This is a genomic window from Dyadobacter endophyticus, from assembly GCF_014641595.1.
GTDB classification, from domain to species: domain Bacteria; phylum Bacteroidota; class Bacteroidia; order Cytophagales; family Spirosomataceae; genus Dyadobacter; species Dyadobacter endophyticus.
On sequence record NZ_BMIA01000003.1, the window covers coordinates 234,678 to 250,056 of the forward strand.

Here is a 15,379-nt window from a genome sequence, read left to right on the forward strand (position 1 = left end):
TATGAAAGTAAATAAATGGATCGGGGCTCATTTGATAGCCGCTTTCATGCTCTTGATCAGCGTGATAAGCTACGGACAAGGTCAGCAGGGAGTGAGCCTGGACAAAATCATCGCGAGGGTCGATAATCACTACATCCTGAATTCGGAGCTGGAAGACATGTACAACCAGTATAAGGCCGAGGGAAGGACGGCGCCTGAAAAATGCCAGTTGCTTGAATCCCTGATCATCAACAAAATGCTGCTCGCGAAAGCGGAAATCGACTCCGTGTCCGTGGAGGACAAGGAAGTCGACGGAGAGCTGAATGGGAAGATGAACTACATGATCCAGCGCTTCGGTTCGGAAAAGAACATTGTTGAAGCCTATGGAAAAAGCATTGAAAACCTGAAAAACGAGCTTCGTCAGCAGGTTAAGGAGCAAAAAATCGTTGAGAAAATGCAGCGCACGATCTCGGGGAATGTAAAGATTACACCGGCGGAGGTCCGTAAATTCTTTAATGGCATCCCCAAAGACAGCTTACCTTACATTCCTTCGGAAGTGGAGGTTGGCCATATCGTCAAAAAAGGAACGGTTACGCGCGAGCAAAAAGAAAAACTGAGGCAGCAATTGCTGGAACTTAAAGCGCGGGCTGAAAAAGGGGAAGATTTCGCCATGCTGGCGCAGATTTATTCGGAGGATTTGGGTTCGGCCAAAATTGGCGGTGACCTGGGTTTTGCGAAACGCGGTGCGATGGTACCCGAGTTCGAAGGTGCTGCACTGGCACTGAAACCCGGGGAAATGTCTGGGATCGTAGAATCGCAATTCGGCTTTCACCTTATTAAACTTATCGAAACAAGAGGTGCGGAATACCACGCCAGGCACATCCTCCTTCGCCCCGATTACAATAAGGGCACAGACATGACCCAGGCAACGCGCGCGCTCGACAGTCTCCGTACGCTTATTAAGAGTGATACATTGAAATTTGCCAAAGCAGCCCTGAATAACTCCGACGACAAAGAAACGGCCGAATCCGGAGGCCTTATCCAGGACAGAAGCACAGGACAGTCGAAACTGACACTCGACGCCTCCATGGACCCGGCGTTATATTTTGCGATCGATACCATGAAAGTAGGCGATTTGAGTATGCCCGTTTCGTACCGTCTGGAAGACGGCAGCAGCGCAATGCGTATCCTTTGGTACAAGAGCAAATCGGAACCGCATACCGCTAACCTCCGCGACGACTACGAGAAATTGTCCCAAATCGTACTAAGCAACAAACGGAACAATGCGCTGGAAGAGTGGTTCAAAAAAGCGCAGGGCGACGTTTATATCAGCATCGAACCCGAATACAGAAATTGTAAAGTACTTGGGCTGACCGCCAACGCCGACGATTTATAGCGGTAAAACTGCGGTAATCATTGCTTTTAACGAGTAGGAATCTAACCAAACATAACGTGAAGTATTCATCGGACGTAGAAGCTGCCGAAGCTATGAAAGTAGCTTATGATAAAATCCGGAGTGAGATCGGGAAAGTGATTATCGGACAAGATGAAGTTGTTAAAAGACTGCTCACCGCCATTTTCTGCCAGGGACACTGCTTGCTGGTAGGGGTTCCGGGGCTCGCGAAAACACTTCTGATCCAAACCATTGCTTCTTCTCTCGACCTGAATTTCAACCGGATCCAGTTCACGCCCGATTTGATGCCTTCCGATATTCTTGGCTCGGAAACGCTCGATCAGAACCGCAATTTCAAATTCATCAAAGGCCCGATTTTCGCTAATATCATCCTTGCCGATGAAATCAACCGGACACCGCCCAAGACGCAATCGGCGTTGCTGGAAGCGATGCAGGAGTATTCGGTGACCATTGCCGGTGCGAAACACCCGCTCGACAGGCCTTTTTTCGTGCTCGCCACCCAAAACCCGATCGAACAGGAAGGCACTTATCCCCTGCCGGAAGCACAACTCGACCGTTTCATGTTCATGATCCAGCTCGATTATCCTTCGTACGCAGAGGAGGTCAATATTGTAAAGAGTACCACCACGGATGTTCGCTACGAGGTCACAAAAGTGATCAGCTCCGAAGAGATCACGGATTTCCAGCACCTCGTGCGACGCGTGCCCGTAACCGACCATGTGATCGAATATGCGGTAAAACTGGTGCATAAAACCCGCCCGAACGGCAGTCTCGCAATTAAGGATACCAACGACTACCTCGAATGGGGTGCTGGTCCGCGGGCTTCTCAGGCATTAATCCTCTCTGCAAAATGCAATGCATTGCTTTCGGGGAAATATTCGCCGGATATCGAAGACGTGAAAGCAGTTGCCTCGCCGGTTTTACGCCACCGCATCATCCGCAACTTCAAGGCCGAGGCCGAAGGTATTTCGGTGGACGACATTATCGGGAGACTGCTTTAAAGCATCTTTCCGGTCAGTAAGAATTTACGATTTTAATATGATGGGTTTGTGTCGTTCGCGGATGGCACAAACTTTTGTTTTATAGGCAAATCAATTATTCACATCATCATCATGGCGACGATTCTAGGCAAAAACTTCATAGGCTACGCTTTATCGGCTGAAAGCGAAAGGCAATTCAAGGCTTATGTCCCGGCAACAGACAGTTACCTTCCTGAAACTTTCCAATGCGCGACCGTTGAGGAAGTAAATAAAACAATGGAACTTGCTGAAAAAGCATTCGACAACTATTCACAAGTGCCGCCAGCGGAACGCGCCGCATTCCTCATCGCCATTACCGAAGAAATACTCGGATTAGGCGACCAGCTGCTCGAACGAGCCAGCCAGGAAACGGGCCTACCCATTACCCGGCTGCAAGGCGAACGCGCCCGCACCGTCAACCAGCTGACGCAATTTGCGGAACTTTTGCGGGAAGGTTCGTGGGTGGAAGCTTCCATCGACACCGCCCTACCCGACCGCTCGCCGGTTCCAAAACCGGATATCCGCAAAATGCTGGTCCCGATCGGGCCGGTGATCGTATTTGGTTCAAGCAATTTCCCATTTGCCTATTCGGTGGCCGGGGTGGATCCCGGGCCTGCATTAGCCGCCGGTAACCCGGTCATCGTAAAGGCCCACCCCGCACACCCGGGCGTGAGCGATCTGACCGCACAGGCGATCGTACGCGCGGCCCAACGCACAGGCATGCCCGACGGCACGTTTTCCATGCTTTATGACGATGGATTCGAAGTCGGCACCGCATTAGTGAAGCATCCGGCCAGCAAGGCTGTCGGGTTTACCGGCTCATACCGGGGCGGGATGGCACTGTACCGGCTTGCGCAGGAGCGTGAAGAGCCTATCCCGGTATTTGCCGAAATGGGCAGCGTAAACCCGATCGTGGTTTTGCCCGAATATCTGAAAAACAATGCCGTTCAACTCGGTAAAACGCTGGCCAGCTCAGTGAGCCTCGGCGCCGGACAGTTCTGCACAAATCCGGGGTTGGTATTTACTGCAAAAACAGAAGGACTGGAAGCATTTCAGGATTCCTATAAAAACGAAATCCTGCGCACGCCTTCGGCCACCATGCTGACGGCGGGGATTTGTAAAACCTATTCCAAATTGCGCGGAGAAGCGTTGGAGCAACCGGAAGTTTCGGCATTGGCTATTTCGGAAATCCATTCGGAAGCCCAAAACCAGGCAGAGGCGTCCATCGCGTTGGTTTCGGGTAAAAACTTCATTGCCAATCCAAAATTGCATGAAGAAGTTTTCGGGCCGTTCTCGCTGCTGATTGTCTGTGATAATACCGATGAATTATACGACGCTGTGGCGCATTTAAAAGGCCAGCTCACAGCCACATTGATCGCGGAAGAAGCGGAAGTAGCACAATACCCAAAAATCGTGCGGCAATTGGCCAAAATATCCGGCCGTTTTATCATGAACGGCGTGCCTACCGGCGTCGAAGTTTGCCCGTCCATTCACCACGGCGGGCCGTTCCCGGCTACGGCGGATTCCAAATTCACATCGGTGGGAAGACATTCAATTCTGCGGTTCGTACGGCCGCAATCCTTTCAGAACTGGCCGGATTCGCTCCTACCCGACGAATTGAAGAACAGCAACCCGCTGGGTATATTCAGACTGGTCGACAACGTCCAGACCAGGGAAGCTATTCACTAAACAGTGATTCGGGATAACCTACTTCCACAAGAAACAAACCTTCCGCCGGGGCCTGGGCTCCGGCGTTTTTTCTGTTACGCGAAAGGATTACCTGTTCAAAATCATCGACCGTGATTTTATGACGACCTACTTCCAGCATCGTTCCGACCAAAGCTCGTACCATTCCGCGCAAAAAGCGATTCGCCTTGACATGGAACACGAGCATGTTACCCGATTCCACCCAGCGCGACTCGGTGATCGTACAGCGGAAGTTATTTACGTTCGTGTGAATCTTACTGAAACTTTCAAAATCGTTATGGATCAGCAGCAACGCCGCCGCTTCATTCATACGGGCTACATCCAGGTTTCGCCGCATTTGAGTGGCCAAATCGAACAGGAAGGGATTTTTTTGATAGGTAATGCGGTATTCATATTTTCGGTGAGTGGCCACAAACCTTGAATGCACCTCATCACCTACCCGGATAATCCGTTGAATCGCTACATCTTTGGGAACCAGGGCATTCAGTTTATAAACCAGCAGTTCGGCATCCGCAATTGCTTCCGGCAAATCAAAATGGGCAAATTGTTGTTCTGCATGAACACCCGCGTCGGTGCGGCTGCTACCCGTGAGCTCGACGGGCATTCTCAGGATTTTAGCAAGGGCTTCTTCCAGCACCTGCTGGACGCCCAAGGCATTGTTCTGCTTTTGCCAGCCGTTATAGGCCGTACCGCGATAATTGAATTCTAGGAAATAGCGCATTTTGCAAAATTAAGCCAAACCTCGGGATTTACGATTTCGCACAGCCGATTGCGGAATTTGCGGGAAGAAGGTTAACTTTGAAAATTGGAAAATTTCATTTTAGTATGATTACGGAAGAGAAAAAAGAAGAGAAAAGCCTGAATTTTATCGAGGAGATTATTGACGCTGACCTGCAATCAGGAAAATATACCCAGATTATTACACGCTTTCCACCCGAACCTAATGGCTACCTGCACATTGGGCATGCTACAAGCATTTGCCTGAATTTCGGGCTAACCAAGCGGTTTCCGGGTTACACCAATCTGCGATTTGACGATACCAATCCGGTGACGGAAGACACCGAATACGTTGAAAATATAAAGAATGACATCCGCTGGCTGGGTTACGAATGGGAAAACGAGAACTATGCTTCCGACTATTTCGATACCCTCTACGGTTACGCGGTCACGCTGATCAACGAAGGACTGGCTTATGTGGACGACTCTAGTTCGGAGGAAATTGCGGCACTAAAAGGAACGCCTACCGAGCCGGGTAAGGACAGCCCTTACCGCAACCGCACCGTTGAGGAAAATCTTGCACTTTTCGAACAAATGAAAAGCGGAGCATTTCCAGATGGCAGCCGTACCTTACGTGCGAAAATCGACATGGCGCACATCAATATGCTCATGCGCGATCCGATCTTGTACCGCATTAAACATGCGCATCACCACCGCACCGGCAATAAGTGGTGCATTTACCCGATGTACGACTTCGCGCACGGGCAAAGCGACGCCATCGAAACTGTTTCACATTCGATTTGTACGCTGGAATTCGCACCGCACCGTGAACTGTACGACTGGCTGATCGCGAAATTGGGTATTTACCCATCGCATCAATACGAATTCGCACGCCGGAACCTCAACTATACTGTTACCAGCAAGCGTAAATTGCTCCAACTGGTTCAAGAAAATCACGTTAGCGGCTGGGACGACCCACGCATGCCGACGATCAGCGGGATGCGCAGAAGAGGTTACACGGCATTCAGCATCCGTGATTTCTGCGACCGCATCGGCATTGCCAAACGGGAGAATATGGTAGATGTAGGTCTGCTTGAATTCTGCGTTCGTGAGGACCTCAATAAAAAAGCATTACGCCGAATGGTCGTGCTCGATCCGCTGAAAGTGGTCATTACCAACTTCCCGGATGGCGTTACGGAAATGTGCCACAGTGAAAACAACCCTGAAGATATTTCGACCGGGAACCGCGATATTCCTTTCTCCCGTGAGATTTTTATTGAAAAAGAAGATTTCATGGAGGTACCTTCGAAGAAGTACTTCCGCCTCGCTCCCGGTAAAATGGTCCGTCTGAAAGGCGCATACATTATCCAATGCGATGATATAGTGAAAGATGCAAACGGCGAAATCACCGAAGTGCACTGTACTTACATTGAAAACAGCAAAAGCGGGCAGGACACGACGGGCATTAATGTGAAAGGGACATTGCACTGGGTTTCCGCACAACACGCTGTGGAAATCGAAGTGCGGCTTTATGACCGCCTCTTCTCTGTCGAGGACCCATCGTCCGAAGAAGGTGATTTCAAAGACTACCTCAATGCGGATTCATTGCACGTCATAACCGGCTATGCAGAACCTGCATTGCTGGAAGCGCAAGAAGGCGAATCGTTCCAGTTCCTGAGAAAAGGCTATTTTGCCAAAGACCCGGATAGTACCGGGGAAAAGCTGGTCTTCAACCGGACATCGACTCTCCGGGATAACTGGACAAAAACAGCCAATTAATCAATTGCAGCATTCTGCATTTCCACCTGCCAAAAAAGATTTTCCTAGTACCAATCTTCAAAAATTTGATCTTTTTGCCGTCGACTAAGTCGACGGCAATTGATTGGCTTTGGAGCAAAAAATCTATTTAATTAGATTGCTTACAAATAAACTTGCTTGGCAAAAAGTTTGAATCTATCTTTGTGTAACAATTTCCACGATTCAAATTCCTTGCCGTCAGTGAATACCCAGAATGAATTGTTCAGTACCGCCAAAGGTTACAGCGTACAGTGTGATTTAACTTCCCGTATTGTCCTTCACTTTGGCGAAATCAAAGCTCCTTTTAAGATCCTCGATTTCCTGAATTTCCGCCGGTTTATCAACAGCATCGATATCCACAGCAAAATCTTCGATCTGTCGGATGAGTCTGACTATGAATTCGTTGAGGCTCCTCAACTCAATATCGGCCACAAGATGACGCTCTGTGAAGTAATCCAGCTGCGTGAACTTGTCAACGGAACGCACTTCGCGATTGAGCTCAATTCTATGCTACACCAGGTCCTCTATACAGAACAAGAATTAGTCTAAATTACTCATTCAGACTATATTAGACCGTTTCCAAATTTCTAAAACGATTTGGAATCATGAACTTTCGCATGATATTTGCACTTGTTAATACACGAATAAACAAGCAAAATCATGAAAGACTTACTAAGAGCACGTACTTCCCTCAAAGAGGAGATAGAAATACTTTTGAACAACCAGGTGAAGATGGAAGCAGAAGCTTCTGCCAAATATCTCGCTATGGCTTCATGGTGTGACCGCAACGGTTTCAAAAACAGCGCTAAGTACTTCCTTCATCAGTCCGACGAAGAACGCGGCCACATGCTGAAAATCTTCAATTACCTGATGACAGTGGGCGGCACGGCGATTTCTCCTGAGGTCTCAGGCGTAAAACAGGAATATCCTACGTTCAAAAGCGTATTTGAAACAGCGCTTCAAAGCGAGATCGCGGTAACGCAGTCGATCAACCGCATTGTTACTGCAGCGCGCAGAGAAGAAGATTACGCGACTGAAAACTTCCTGCAATGGTTCGTGAGCGAGCAAATCGAAGAAGAAGACAATGCACGCCGTGCGATCGAGCTTTTCGATGTAATTGGCGAAGATGGAACAGGTTTGTACGTGATCGACAAAGCGATCGGCAAAATCGGTTCTGAAGAATAATACAAGGCCTTACCTTAAAAAAAGCTGCCCGAAAGAGCGGCTTTTTTTGTTTTTAAACCCTGGTGAAATACCTCCGTTCCCACACCTTGTACCAGTTTTTGTTGGCAGGATACTTGCGGTGCGCCGCAAAACGGTTCACCATGACGGCCACAAAAAGCAGGATCAGCACGCCACTGAGTACGGGGCTTATTACATACATATAGCCAAGGGCTTTGATCTTTTCGGAGCCAATGTTGGCGATCAGCGCGGTAGCACCGCCCGGAGGATGCAATGTTTTGGTTACCTGCATCAGCACAATGGATACCGAAACTGCAAAAGCGGACGACAGCCAGACCTGGTCGGGCAGAAACTTATGGACCGTCACGCCTACGAGCGCGCATACGACGTGCCCGCCTATGAGGTTACGCGGCTGTGCCAGCGGGCTGTTCACGATGCCGTAAATGAGTACCGAGGAGGCGCCGAAGGAACCAATAAGGAATAGTGAGTCGGAATCCGTGAATTGTTTGTCGTTGAGCAGGCCAATGAGGCCGATACCGAGGAATGAACCGAGAAAAGTCCAGAAATGGTCTTTGAAATCAATCAGTGTCTCTTTGTAGACGACGTAACGGACCAATCTTGCGTTACGCTTAATCCTTTTTCTCAAAATATGGAAACTTTTGGTGGAAGTTGCATTGAAAATAGAACTATAACGGGATAGCGATGGTTCGTAAGTCAGGGGAACAATCCAAATTTTCTGTGGTTCCCCTATCCTAATCCCTTCCAAATATACAAAAAACAGCCCAGCCCGAACGGATAAGCGCCCCGGGGCAGGCAATAAATTTTGGTACGCCTTTTGTTGGGTTGCGAAATTTAAAATAGTAGTATTGCAATAGCACACCGTGATTTCATTCCATGAATTACCTCGACGAGTTCAAAAAGTTTATTTCCAGCCATTACCTGTCGACTGGTGTGCGTCTAACCCTAGGGACGATCATCCCTAGCCTCATTTTTCATCATTATGGCATATTAAGCGATTGGATCGCGTTCCCGCTCGGTACGCTGCTGATCGGCGGCACAGATAATCCGGGGCCTTATCACCGGCGGCGCAATGCATTGCTTGTCGCCATTGCCACTTGCTTTCTCGTCGCCTGCATAACCGGTTATCTGCGGCATTTTCATTTTATTATTTTTCTTGAAATCATCGTATTCGGAATGTTTTTCTCGCTGGTTGGCGTATATGGTAACCGCGTGAACAGCATCGGCCTCATTTCATTGCTCGTTTTTGTATTTAACATTGATGACCATCTCAGCGGAGACATGGTTTTCCGTACCGCGGCGATATTCTCTGCCGGCGGGATCTGGTATTTCATATTATTTATGGTTTTGCAAAAACTCCTGCCCTACAAACTCATCCAGCAGCTTTTGGGAGAGAACTTTGTGGAATTGGGCAAACTGCTTTCGATCAAAGCCGACTATTACTTTGCCAAACCCGATTACGACGAGCTTTTCAACCGGATGGTACACCAGCAGGTGATTCTCCGCGAAAACCATGAAAACCTGCGCGAAATCCTTTTTAAAACGCGGGAAATCGTCACCGAATCGACTACGAAAAGCCGGATATTAATGCTGATGTTCCTCGACAGCATCGACCTTTTCGAACGAATACTGAATTCACAGCAGAACTACGCCAACTTGCACCGTGCTTTCGACCACACGAAGGTGCTGCGGCTATTCGGCACTTACATTACCTGGCTGGCCGCCGAAATACAGCAGATTGGCCTGGCCGTGCAAAGCGGCTACGCCTCGCACCCACGCCATGACCTCGACGAGGCGTTCAACAAATGTCAGCGCGCGTTCGAACGCATGCGGGAACATAAGATGAACCACGATAATATGGAGGACTTCATCATGCTCCGACAGATCCTCAACAGCTTGCAGGACGTCACCGAGCGCGTTAAGAAGCTTCACAGAGCGACCAAATACGAAGCCGACGTCAGCAAGGATTACAAACTGACCGTGGAAGCGGAAGATTTCACTCCCAAACAGGACTATCATCCGCGCATCCTGCTCGACAACCTTTCCTTAAAATCGAGCCACTTCCGGCATGCGGTACGGGTAACGCTCGGGTTGCTGGCGGGATACATTGCCTCGCTGTTTTTCGCCGTCGGGCATGGTTACTGGATATTGCTGACGATCGCCGTGATCCTGAAACCGGCATTCAGTATTACCAAGCAACGGAATATTCACAGGATTGGCGGGACAATCCTGGGTGTGACCGTCGGGTTTCTCTTCTTATATCTCATTGATGAAAGCACGCCTTTGTTCATCCTGATGATGGTCTCGATGATCCTGGCATACAGCTTTCTGAAAATCAACTATTTCGTGGCGTCCACCAGTATCACGCTGTATGTGATCCTCTCGTTCCATTTCCTTAATCCCCAGCATGTTACAGCCGTTTTGCAGGACCGGGTGGTGGATACGGTGATCGGTTCGCTGATCGCTTACATCATTTCTTCCTACGTTTTGCCGGTGTGGGAGCATTCGCAAATCAAACAATATATGAAAGAGGCGCTGGATGCAAACCGGAAGTATTTTGATATTGTCGCCGCTAAATTCACCGGAAAACAGCTGGATATCAACGAATTGAAGCTATTGAGAAAAAATGCGATCATCGCGATGGCTAACCTTTCGGATAACTTTCAAAAGATGCTTTCCGAGCCGAAGCGCCAGCAGATGAATATGGAGGAATACCATCAATTCGTCGCGACGAGTCACATGCTTACCTCCTATATTGCCTCGCTCTCGACGTACGCGCAGACTTTGGAATACGTGGAATTTTCAGTTGAATTTGAAATGATGATTCGGCAGATCGACCGGCAATTGCAGGCGGCCACGGACATTATTGATGGAAAAACCGGCAACAGCCTGGAAATCGTTCGGGAGTCGCTGCCGCAAAACCAGCGACTCGTCGAATTGCTCGCCGATCGCAAGAAACAGATCAAAGAGCTGGGCATTGAAAAGGCTGATCAATCTCCGGTACGCAAAATGCTGTCGGATCTGAAAACCATCAATGGACTGTTTGAATTGATCAGCACCATTTCAATCGACGAAATCAAAATCCTTCAAAAAATTAAAACCGCCAAAGCAGCTTAGCATGTCTTCATTATCAGGAACAGAAAGAAAAAATATCACTCCCGGGCTCGCCGTCTCGATCGTGCTGAAAAAGGACCAGCGCAGTGGAAAACTGACTGAGGGTATTGTAAAAGACATTTTGACGAAGGCCCCTGTGCACACGCATGGCATTAAAGTTCGGCTGGAATCCGGCGATATCGGCCGCGTGAAGGTTATCGAAGCCGAAGATTAGCCCTGGCTTTTTCCAGTATTTCGTGAATGGTTTCGAGCGGCAGGTCTTCGGCCGGGTTTATGAGCAGGATTTTCATGCGCGAACGTTTTTCGGCGAGCAACAACGGATGTTCCAGCAGGTAGCCATCCACAATGCCGAGGTACGGCGTGCCTGTTTTTTTCTCCTCCCACAAATAGCAAAGCCGTTTCGGGCCGAGTTTGTAAAAAGGCATCTTATATTGCCAATCTTCCCGTATTTGTGGATCAAAAGAAAGTACCAGATGCCGTAATGCCAGCAGGCAGCTCCGGGCCGGCTCGGGCTTTTCCATGAAATAACGATCGATCTCGCGCAATGCCCCGTCGGGTTTAAGTGATTCCTTATCTTTGCCCTCAATTTATCCGATTTATGTCAAATCCCCGCATTAACCTGATTATCGGGATCATCAGCATCAGTATTTTCCCCGTGCTTGTTAAATGGGCACCGGTATCGGGCATTACTTCCGCATTTTACCGCATGCTCCTGGGATTGCTATTTTTGTTCCCTTATGTGTTGTTTCGTAGGAAATTCACATTCCCCACCGGCGCACTTTGGCTTCCTATTGTGCTTTGCGGCATCATTTTCGCGACCGATATTGCCGTATGGAACCTCTCCATACATTACTCGAATGCAACACAAGCCACCCTGCTGACAAACCTATCACCTGTATGGGTGGGCGTAGGAACCTTTTTGTTTTTGCCTGACAAACCCGGCCCCCGTTTCTGGCTTGGCACGTTGGTCGCGCTTACCGGGATGGTGATTCTGATAGGTCTGGACACATTTACGTCCATGCGGCTCGACCTCGGTTTCGGACTGGCAATGCTTTCCGGTATTCTTTACGCCTCCTACATGCTGATCAGTAAGACGGTTTTAGACAAGATCGATATTGTCAGTTTTATGACGGTCAGCATGGCGGTATCAAGCATTTACCTGTTTGCAATATGCCTCATTTTCGACCAGCCTATCTGGCATTTCGAACCGGTGATCTGGGGTGTTTTTGTGATTCAGGGATTGGTCTGCCAGCTGGTTGGTTGGTTGACGATCAGTTCGGCGGTGAAACAAATGGATGCTAAAAGCGTTTCACTCAGCCTTTTGAGCCAGGCGGTTGTAACGGGGCTTTTCGCATGGATGTTTATTGGAGAAAAAATAACTGCTCAAATGATCGGCGGAGGTGTCGTTATCCTGATCGGCATTGCCATTACTTACACGGGCCGAAAAAAAGCGTCGGCCACTACAAGCTAGCTTTCTGCCGCAAAAGGCAGATAAATAATGAACGTCGATCCAATTCCCGGCCTTCCGACAGCGTCGATCAGCCCTTTATGGTTCTCCACGATTTTTTTGCAGATCGCCAGCCCGATCCCGGTGCCTTCATAAGAAGAGCGGTTGTGCAGCCTTTGGAATACCTGAAAAATACGGTCCTTAAATTGCGGGTCGAACCCTATTCCATTGTCGGTAAATGAAATATATTGATAATGCCGGGCCGCATTGGCGCCGGCAAGCGGTATGGCCGCACCGTGCACTTCTCCCGAACGGATTTCGATGACCGGCGCTCTGTCCGGGCCTGTAAATTTCAGGGCATTGGCGATGAGATTCATAAAAAGCTGCTCGAATTGGTAGACAATAACGTCCCGAACAGGCAGTAAATCGCTTGTAATGATAGCATTTTCCGCCTGAATCGTATCGCTCAGTTGTTCTTTTACATTTTGCAGTACCTGGTTCAGATCGGTACTTTCGAAGTGCTTTTCGGCAACATTGGCCCGCGAAAAAGCCAGTAAGTCCACGATCAGCTGTTGCATGCGCGTAGACGACGCCTGCATACGGTTGAAATAATCCTTCCCCCGTTCCGAGAGATTGGCATTCTCCGTTTCGAGAATGCGCGTAGCGAACGTCTGGATCTTCCTTAACGGCTCCTGCAAATCATGGCTGGCCACATACGCGAATTGTGCAAGCTCCATATTCGTACGGATCAGCTCATTATTAGCGACTATCAATTGCTGCGTCCTTTCCTGCACTTTCGTTTCCAGCTGATCGATAAACAGCCGGTTGTCGTGAATATCAAGGCTCGTCCCTACCCACATTTCGATCGCGCCATTCGCGTTGTACTGCGGAATGGCCCGGCATTGGTACCACCGGTATTCACCATCGAAGCGTTTCAAACGGTGTTCAAACATGAAGTCGGTGCCTTCCTTAATTGCCTCGTTCCAGAGAAGCTGGCTTTCTTCCTGGTCGTCGGGGTGCACGAGTTGCAGCCAGCCGCTCCGTTCTATCTCTTCGCCCGTATGCCCGGAGTAGTTGGTCATCGACCGGTTGAAATAATTGAGGTTACCATTCGCATCGGCCGTCCACACAAACTGCGGCAGGGAATCGGCCAGCGTCCGGAATTTATCTTCAATGGTTTTCAGCGCGAGTTCCGACTCCTTACGGTCGGTAATGTCCATCATTGTCCCGAGCATCCGCTGCGGCACGTGCGCTTCGTCGAAAAGCACCTTTCCTTGCGTCCGAATCCAGTGTACCGATTGGTCGCGGTGGATAATCCGCGCTTCGTAAACATAAACACCTGTTTGGAGCGCGGCCTGAAATGCCCTTTCCACAATGGCCTGGCGGTCCTCGGGATGTACCTGATCCCGCATTTCGCGATGGCTCAGCACTGCGGTTTCATCATAACCGAAAATCACTGCCAGCCTACCCGAATGAATGATTTGTCCTGTTTTTATATTCAAATCCCAGGTTGCCAGGCGTGTTCCTTCCGTTGCTAACGAAAGCCGGTCGGCCGCCTCGGCAAACTGCTGTCGTAATGTAACCTTGTCCGTAACATCGCTCGCTGACACCATAATGCCGGAAACACTGCCGTCTACCTCGAAAATAGGCGCATATTGAAAGTCGAGATAATGCCTTTTCAAACCGCCAGGGCCGTCGACGTAGGTAACAGCCTCATTTCCGCGGTGGATCCTGGCAGTTTGGTAAACTTCATTCAAAAGTCCGATGAACTTCTGCTCTTCCAGTTCGGGAAAAATGTCGATAAGCCTTCTTCCGACCACCTCGTCGAGGCTGCGCCGCCAGATATTGAGCATGCTTTCATTTGCGATGCTGATCACCAGTTCCGGACCTTTGAGAATGGCCTTTGCAAACTGCGATTGCGTGACAAGGTTTCGAAAATGGTTCTCGCTCCGTTGGAGTGCCTGTTTGGACAAAACCTGCTGAGTGACCTCGGTAGCCACCACAATAATGCCCGATGCATTGCCGGGATTATCGTCAAAAAGCGGTTGATAAACGAAGTTGAAATAGCAAATCTGAGGCCGCCCGAATCGCCGCAGCGTTACTTCGAACTCGTTGCCATGATAGGCAATGCCCGTATGGAAAACGTTGAGAAGTATCGGTTCGACATGTTCCCGCACCTCGGGAAGGCTTGCAAAAAGCGATTTCCCCACGAGTTGTTCCTCGGTGCGATCGACAATGTGCAGGTAGGCATCATTGGCCATCTCCACCACAAAATCTTCTCCGCGCAGGATGATCATCCCCACGGGCGCCTGTTTTACGGTATTTCTGAATTTACTTTCACCATCGGGCGCCGAGCCGTCGGGCGCCGAACCGTCGGGTGCCAAGTTGTTGGCAGCCGTGCGTGCGGGCGCTGGATTCACCTCATTGGAGTGAATGGCACCATTTTCAGAAGTCTGCTGATAGGATTGCTTCGACTTGTCCACCTGTTTTCAAGAAGATACTTTCAAAAATAAGCGGGCAAGTCGTGAGAAGTCAATATTGATAATGAAAGTTTTCCCGGGCTGGCGTCCAGCTATGCTTGGTCCAGTCAATATCAAGGATTTGCTTGATAGCCTGCTTCAATTTGGGAAACGACCCCGGTTTACGGATGAAAAAGTTGGCACCTTTTTCATGCACTTTTCTAACCATTTCCTCCTGGCCGGTCGTGGAGAAAATCACGATCGGAATATGCTCCCAAGCCTTGGTTTTTCGGATATAGTCCAGGCATTCGAAACCATTTTTCCGGGGCATATTCAAATCCAGGAAAATAACGTCCGGCGGAGGTGGCACTGTTTTTTCCATCAGGTCAATCAACTCGACGCCGTCGCTCGCTGTCAAGAGCTCCGCCGAAGTGCTTACTTCCCTGAGCGCGTCCTCAAACAACAGGCAATCATCCTCATCGTCGTCGGCCAGGAAAATAGATTTATTTGGTTTTGTGCTCATAGC

14 protein-coding genes are annotated in these 15,379 nt (G+C 49.3%); 8 read left to right on the forward strand and 6 right to left on the reverse strand.

All coding sequences use genetic code 11. The annotated features are described in order from the left end of the window. Position 1: 1 nt before the first annotated feature. The 3 genes from IEY24_RS20785 to IEY24_RS20795 all read left to right on the forward strand — a co-directional run bounded on the left by IEY24_RS20785 (position 2) and on the right by IEY24_RS20795 (position 4,101). Positions 2-1,375 carry a peptidylprolyl isomerase gene (locus tag IEY24_RS20785; protein ID WP_188935643.1) on the forward strand — a complete coding sequence of 458 codons (1,374 nt, stop codon included), beginning with the start codon at positions 2-4 and terminating at the stop codon, positions 1,373-1,375. Positions 1,376-1,431: 56 nt separating this feature from the next. Then, on the forward strand, positions 1,432-2,394 hold the full coding sequence (locus IEY24_RS20790; protein ID WP_188935645.1) for an AAA family ATPase: 963 nt from the start codon (positions 1,432-1,434) through the stop codon (positions 2,392-2,394). 111 nt (positions 2,395-2,505) lie between these two features. Then, a complete protein-coding gene (locus tag IEY24_RS20795; protein WP_188935647.1) occupies positions 2,506-4,101 on the forward strand; it encodes an aldehyde dehydrogenase (NADP(+)) in 1,596 nt (531 codons plus the stop codon). Here IEY24_RS20795 and truA read toward each other — a convergent pair. Beyond that, positions 4,091-4,840: a tRNA pseudouridine(38-40) synthase TruA gene (truA, locus tag IEY24_RS20800; RefSeq protein ID WP_188935649.1), complete on the reverse strand. Its 750-nt coding sequence runs from the start codon at positions 4,838-4,840 to the stop codon at positions 4,091-4,093. The two genes, IEY24_RS20795 and truA, sit on opposite strands and share 11 nt — an antisense overlap. A 104-nt stretch (positions 4,841-4,944) precedes the next feature. On the opposite strand from truA, the gene IEY24_RS20805 reads away from it, so the two are divergent. After that, positions 4,945-6,615, forward strand: a complete 1,671-nt coding sequence (locus tag IEY24_RS20805; RefSeq protein WP_188935651.1) for a glutamine--tRNA ligase/YqeY domain fusion protein — start codon at positions 4,945-4,947, stop codon at positions 6,613-6,615. A gap of 276 nt (positions 6,616-6,891) precedes the next feature. Here the strand turns inward: IEY24_RS20805 and IEY24_RS20810 are convergent, their stop codons facing one another. Then, positions 6,892-7,119 (reverse strand): hypothetical protein, encoded by a 228-nt coding sequence (locus tag IEY24_RS20810; protein ID WP_188935653.1) that lies wholly within the window; start codon positions 7,117-7,119, stop codon positions 6,892-6,894. Positions 7,120-7,293: 174 nt separating this feature from the next. Between IEY24_RS20810 and IEY24_RS20815 the strand changes: the two genes are divergently transcribed. Continuing rightward, positions 7,294-7,818: a ferritin gene (locus IEY24_RS20815; protein WP_188935655.1), complete on the forward strand. Its 525-nt coding sequence runs from the start codon at positions 7,294-7,296 to the stop codon at positions 7,816-7,818. A 52-nt stretch (positions 7,819-7,870) separates the two neighbouring features. On the opposite strand, the gene IEY24_RS20820 is transcribed toward IEY24_RS20815, so the two are convergent. After that, entirely contained in the window at positions 7,871-8,464 is a 594-nt protein-coding gene (locus IEY24_RS20820; protein ID WP_229222995.1) for an HPP family protein, read from the reverse strand. Between the two features lie 245 nt (positions 8,465-8,709). Between IEY24_RS20820 and IEY24_RS20825 the strand changes: the two genes are divergently transcribed. Together IEY24_RS20825 and IEY24_RS20830 are read left to right on the forward strand one after the other, a co-directional pair. After that, positions 8,710-10,950: an FUSC family protein gene (locus IEY24_RS20825; protein WP_188935656.1), complete on the forward strand. Its 2,241-nt coding sequence runs from the start codon at positions 8,710-8,712 to the stop codon at positions 10,948-10,950. 1 nt (position 10,951) lies between these two features. Then, positions 10,952-11,161 (forward strand): YwbE family protein, encoded by a 210-nt coding sequence (locus tag IEY24_RS20830; protein WP_188935657.1) that lies wholly within the window; start codon positions 10,952-10,954, stop codon positions 11,159-11,161. Here IEY24_RS20830 and IEY24_RS20835 read toward each other — a convergent pair. Next, a complete protein-coding gene (locus tag IEY24_RS20835) occupies positions 11,142-11,492 on the reverse strand; it encodes a DUF1801 domain-containing protein (RefSeq protein ID WP_229222795.1) in 351 nt (116 codons plus the stop codon). The two genes, IEY24_RS20830 and IEY24_RS20835, sit on opposite strands and share 20 nt — an antisense overlap. A 53-nt stretch (positions 11,493-11,545) precedes the next feature. Here IEY24_RS20835 and IEY24_RS20840 point away from each other — a divergent pair, with 53 nt between their 5' ends. After that, positions 11,546-12,418 carry a DMT family transporter gene (locus IEY24_RS20840; RefSeq protein WP_188935658.1) on the forward strand — a complete coding sequence of 291 codons (873 nt, stop codon included), beginning with the start codon at positions 11,546-11,548 and terminating at the stop codon, positions 12,416-12,418. Here the strand turns inward: IEY24_RS20840 and IEY24_RS20845 are convergent. Continuing rightward, positions 12,415-14,877 carry a PAS domain-containing sensor histidine kinase gene (locus IEY24_RS20845; RefSeq protein WP_188935662.1) on the reverse strand — a complete coding sequence of 821 codons (2,463 nt, stop codon included), beginning with the start codon at positions 14,875-14,877 and terminating at the stop codon, positions 12,415-12,417. The genes IEY24_RS20840 and IEY24_RS20845 overlap by 4 nt on opposite strands. 49 nt (positions 14,878-14,926) lie before the next feature. Then, positions 14,927-15,376, reverse strand: coding sequence for a response regulator (locus IEY24_RS20850; RefSeq protein WP_188935664.1), 450 nt, complete (start codon positions 15,374-15,376; stop codon positions 14,927-14,929). Positions 15,377-15,379 lie beyond the last annotated feature (3 nt).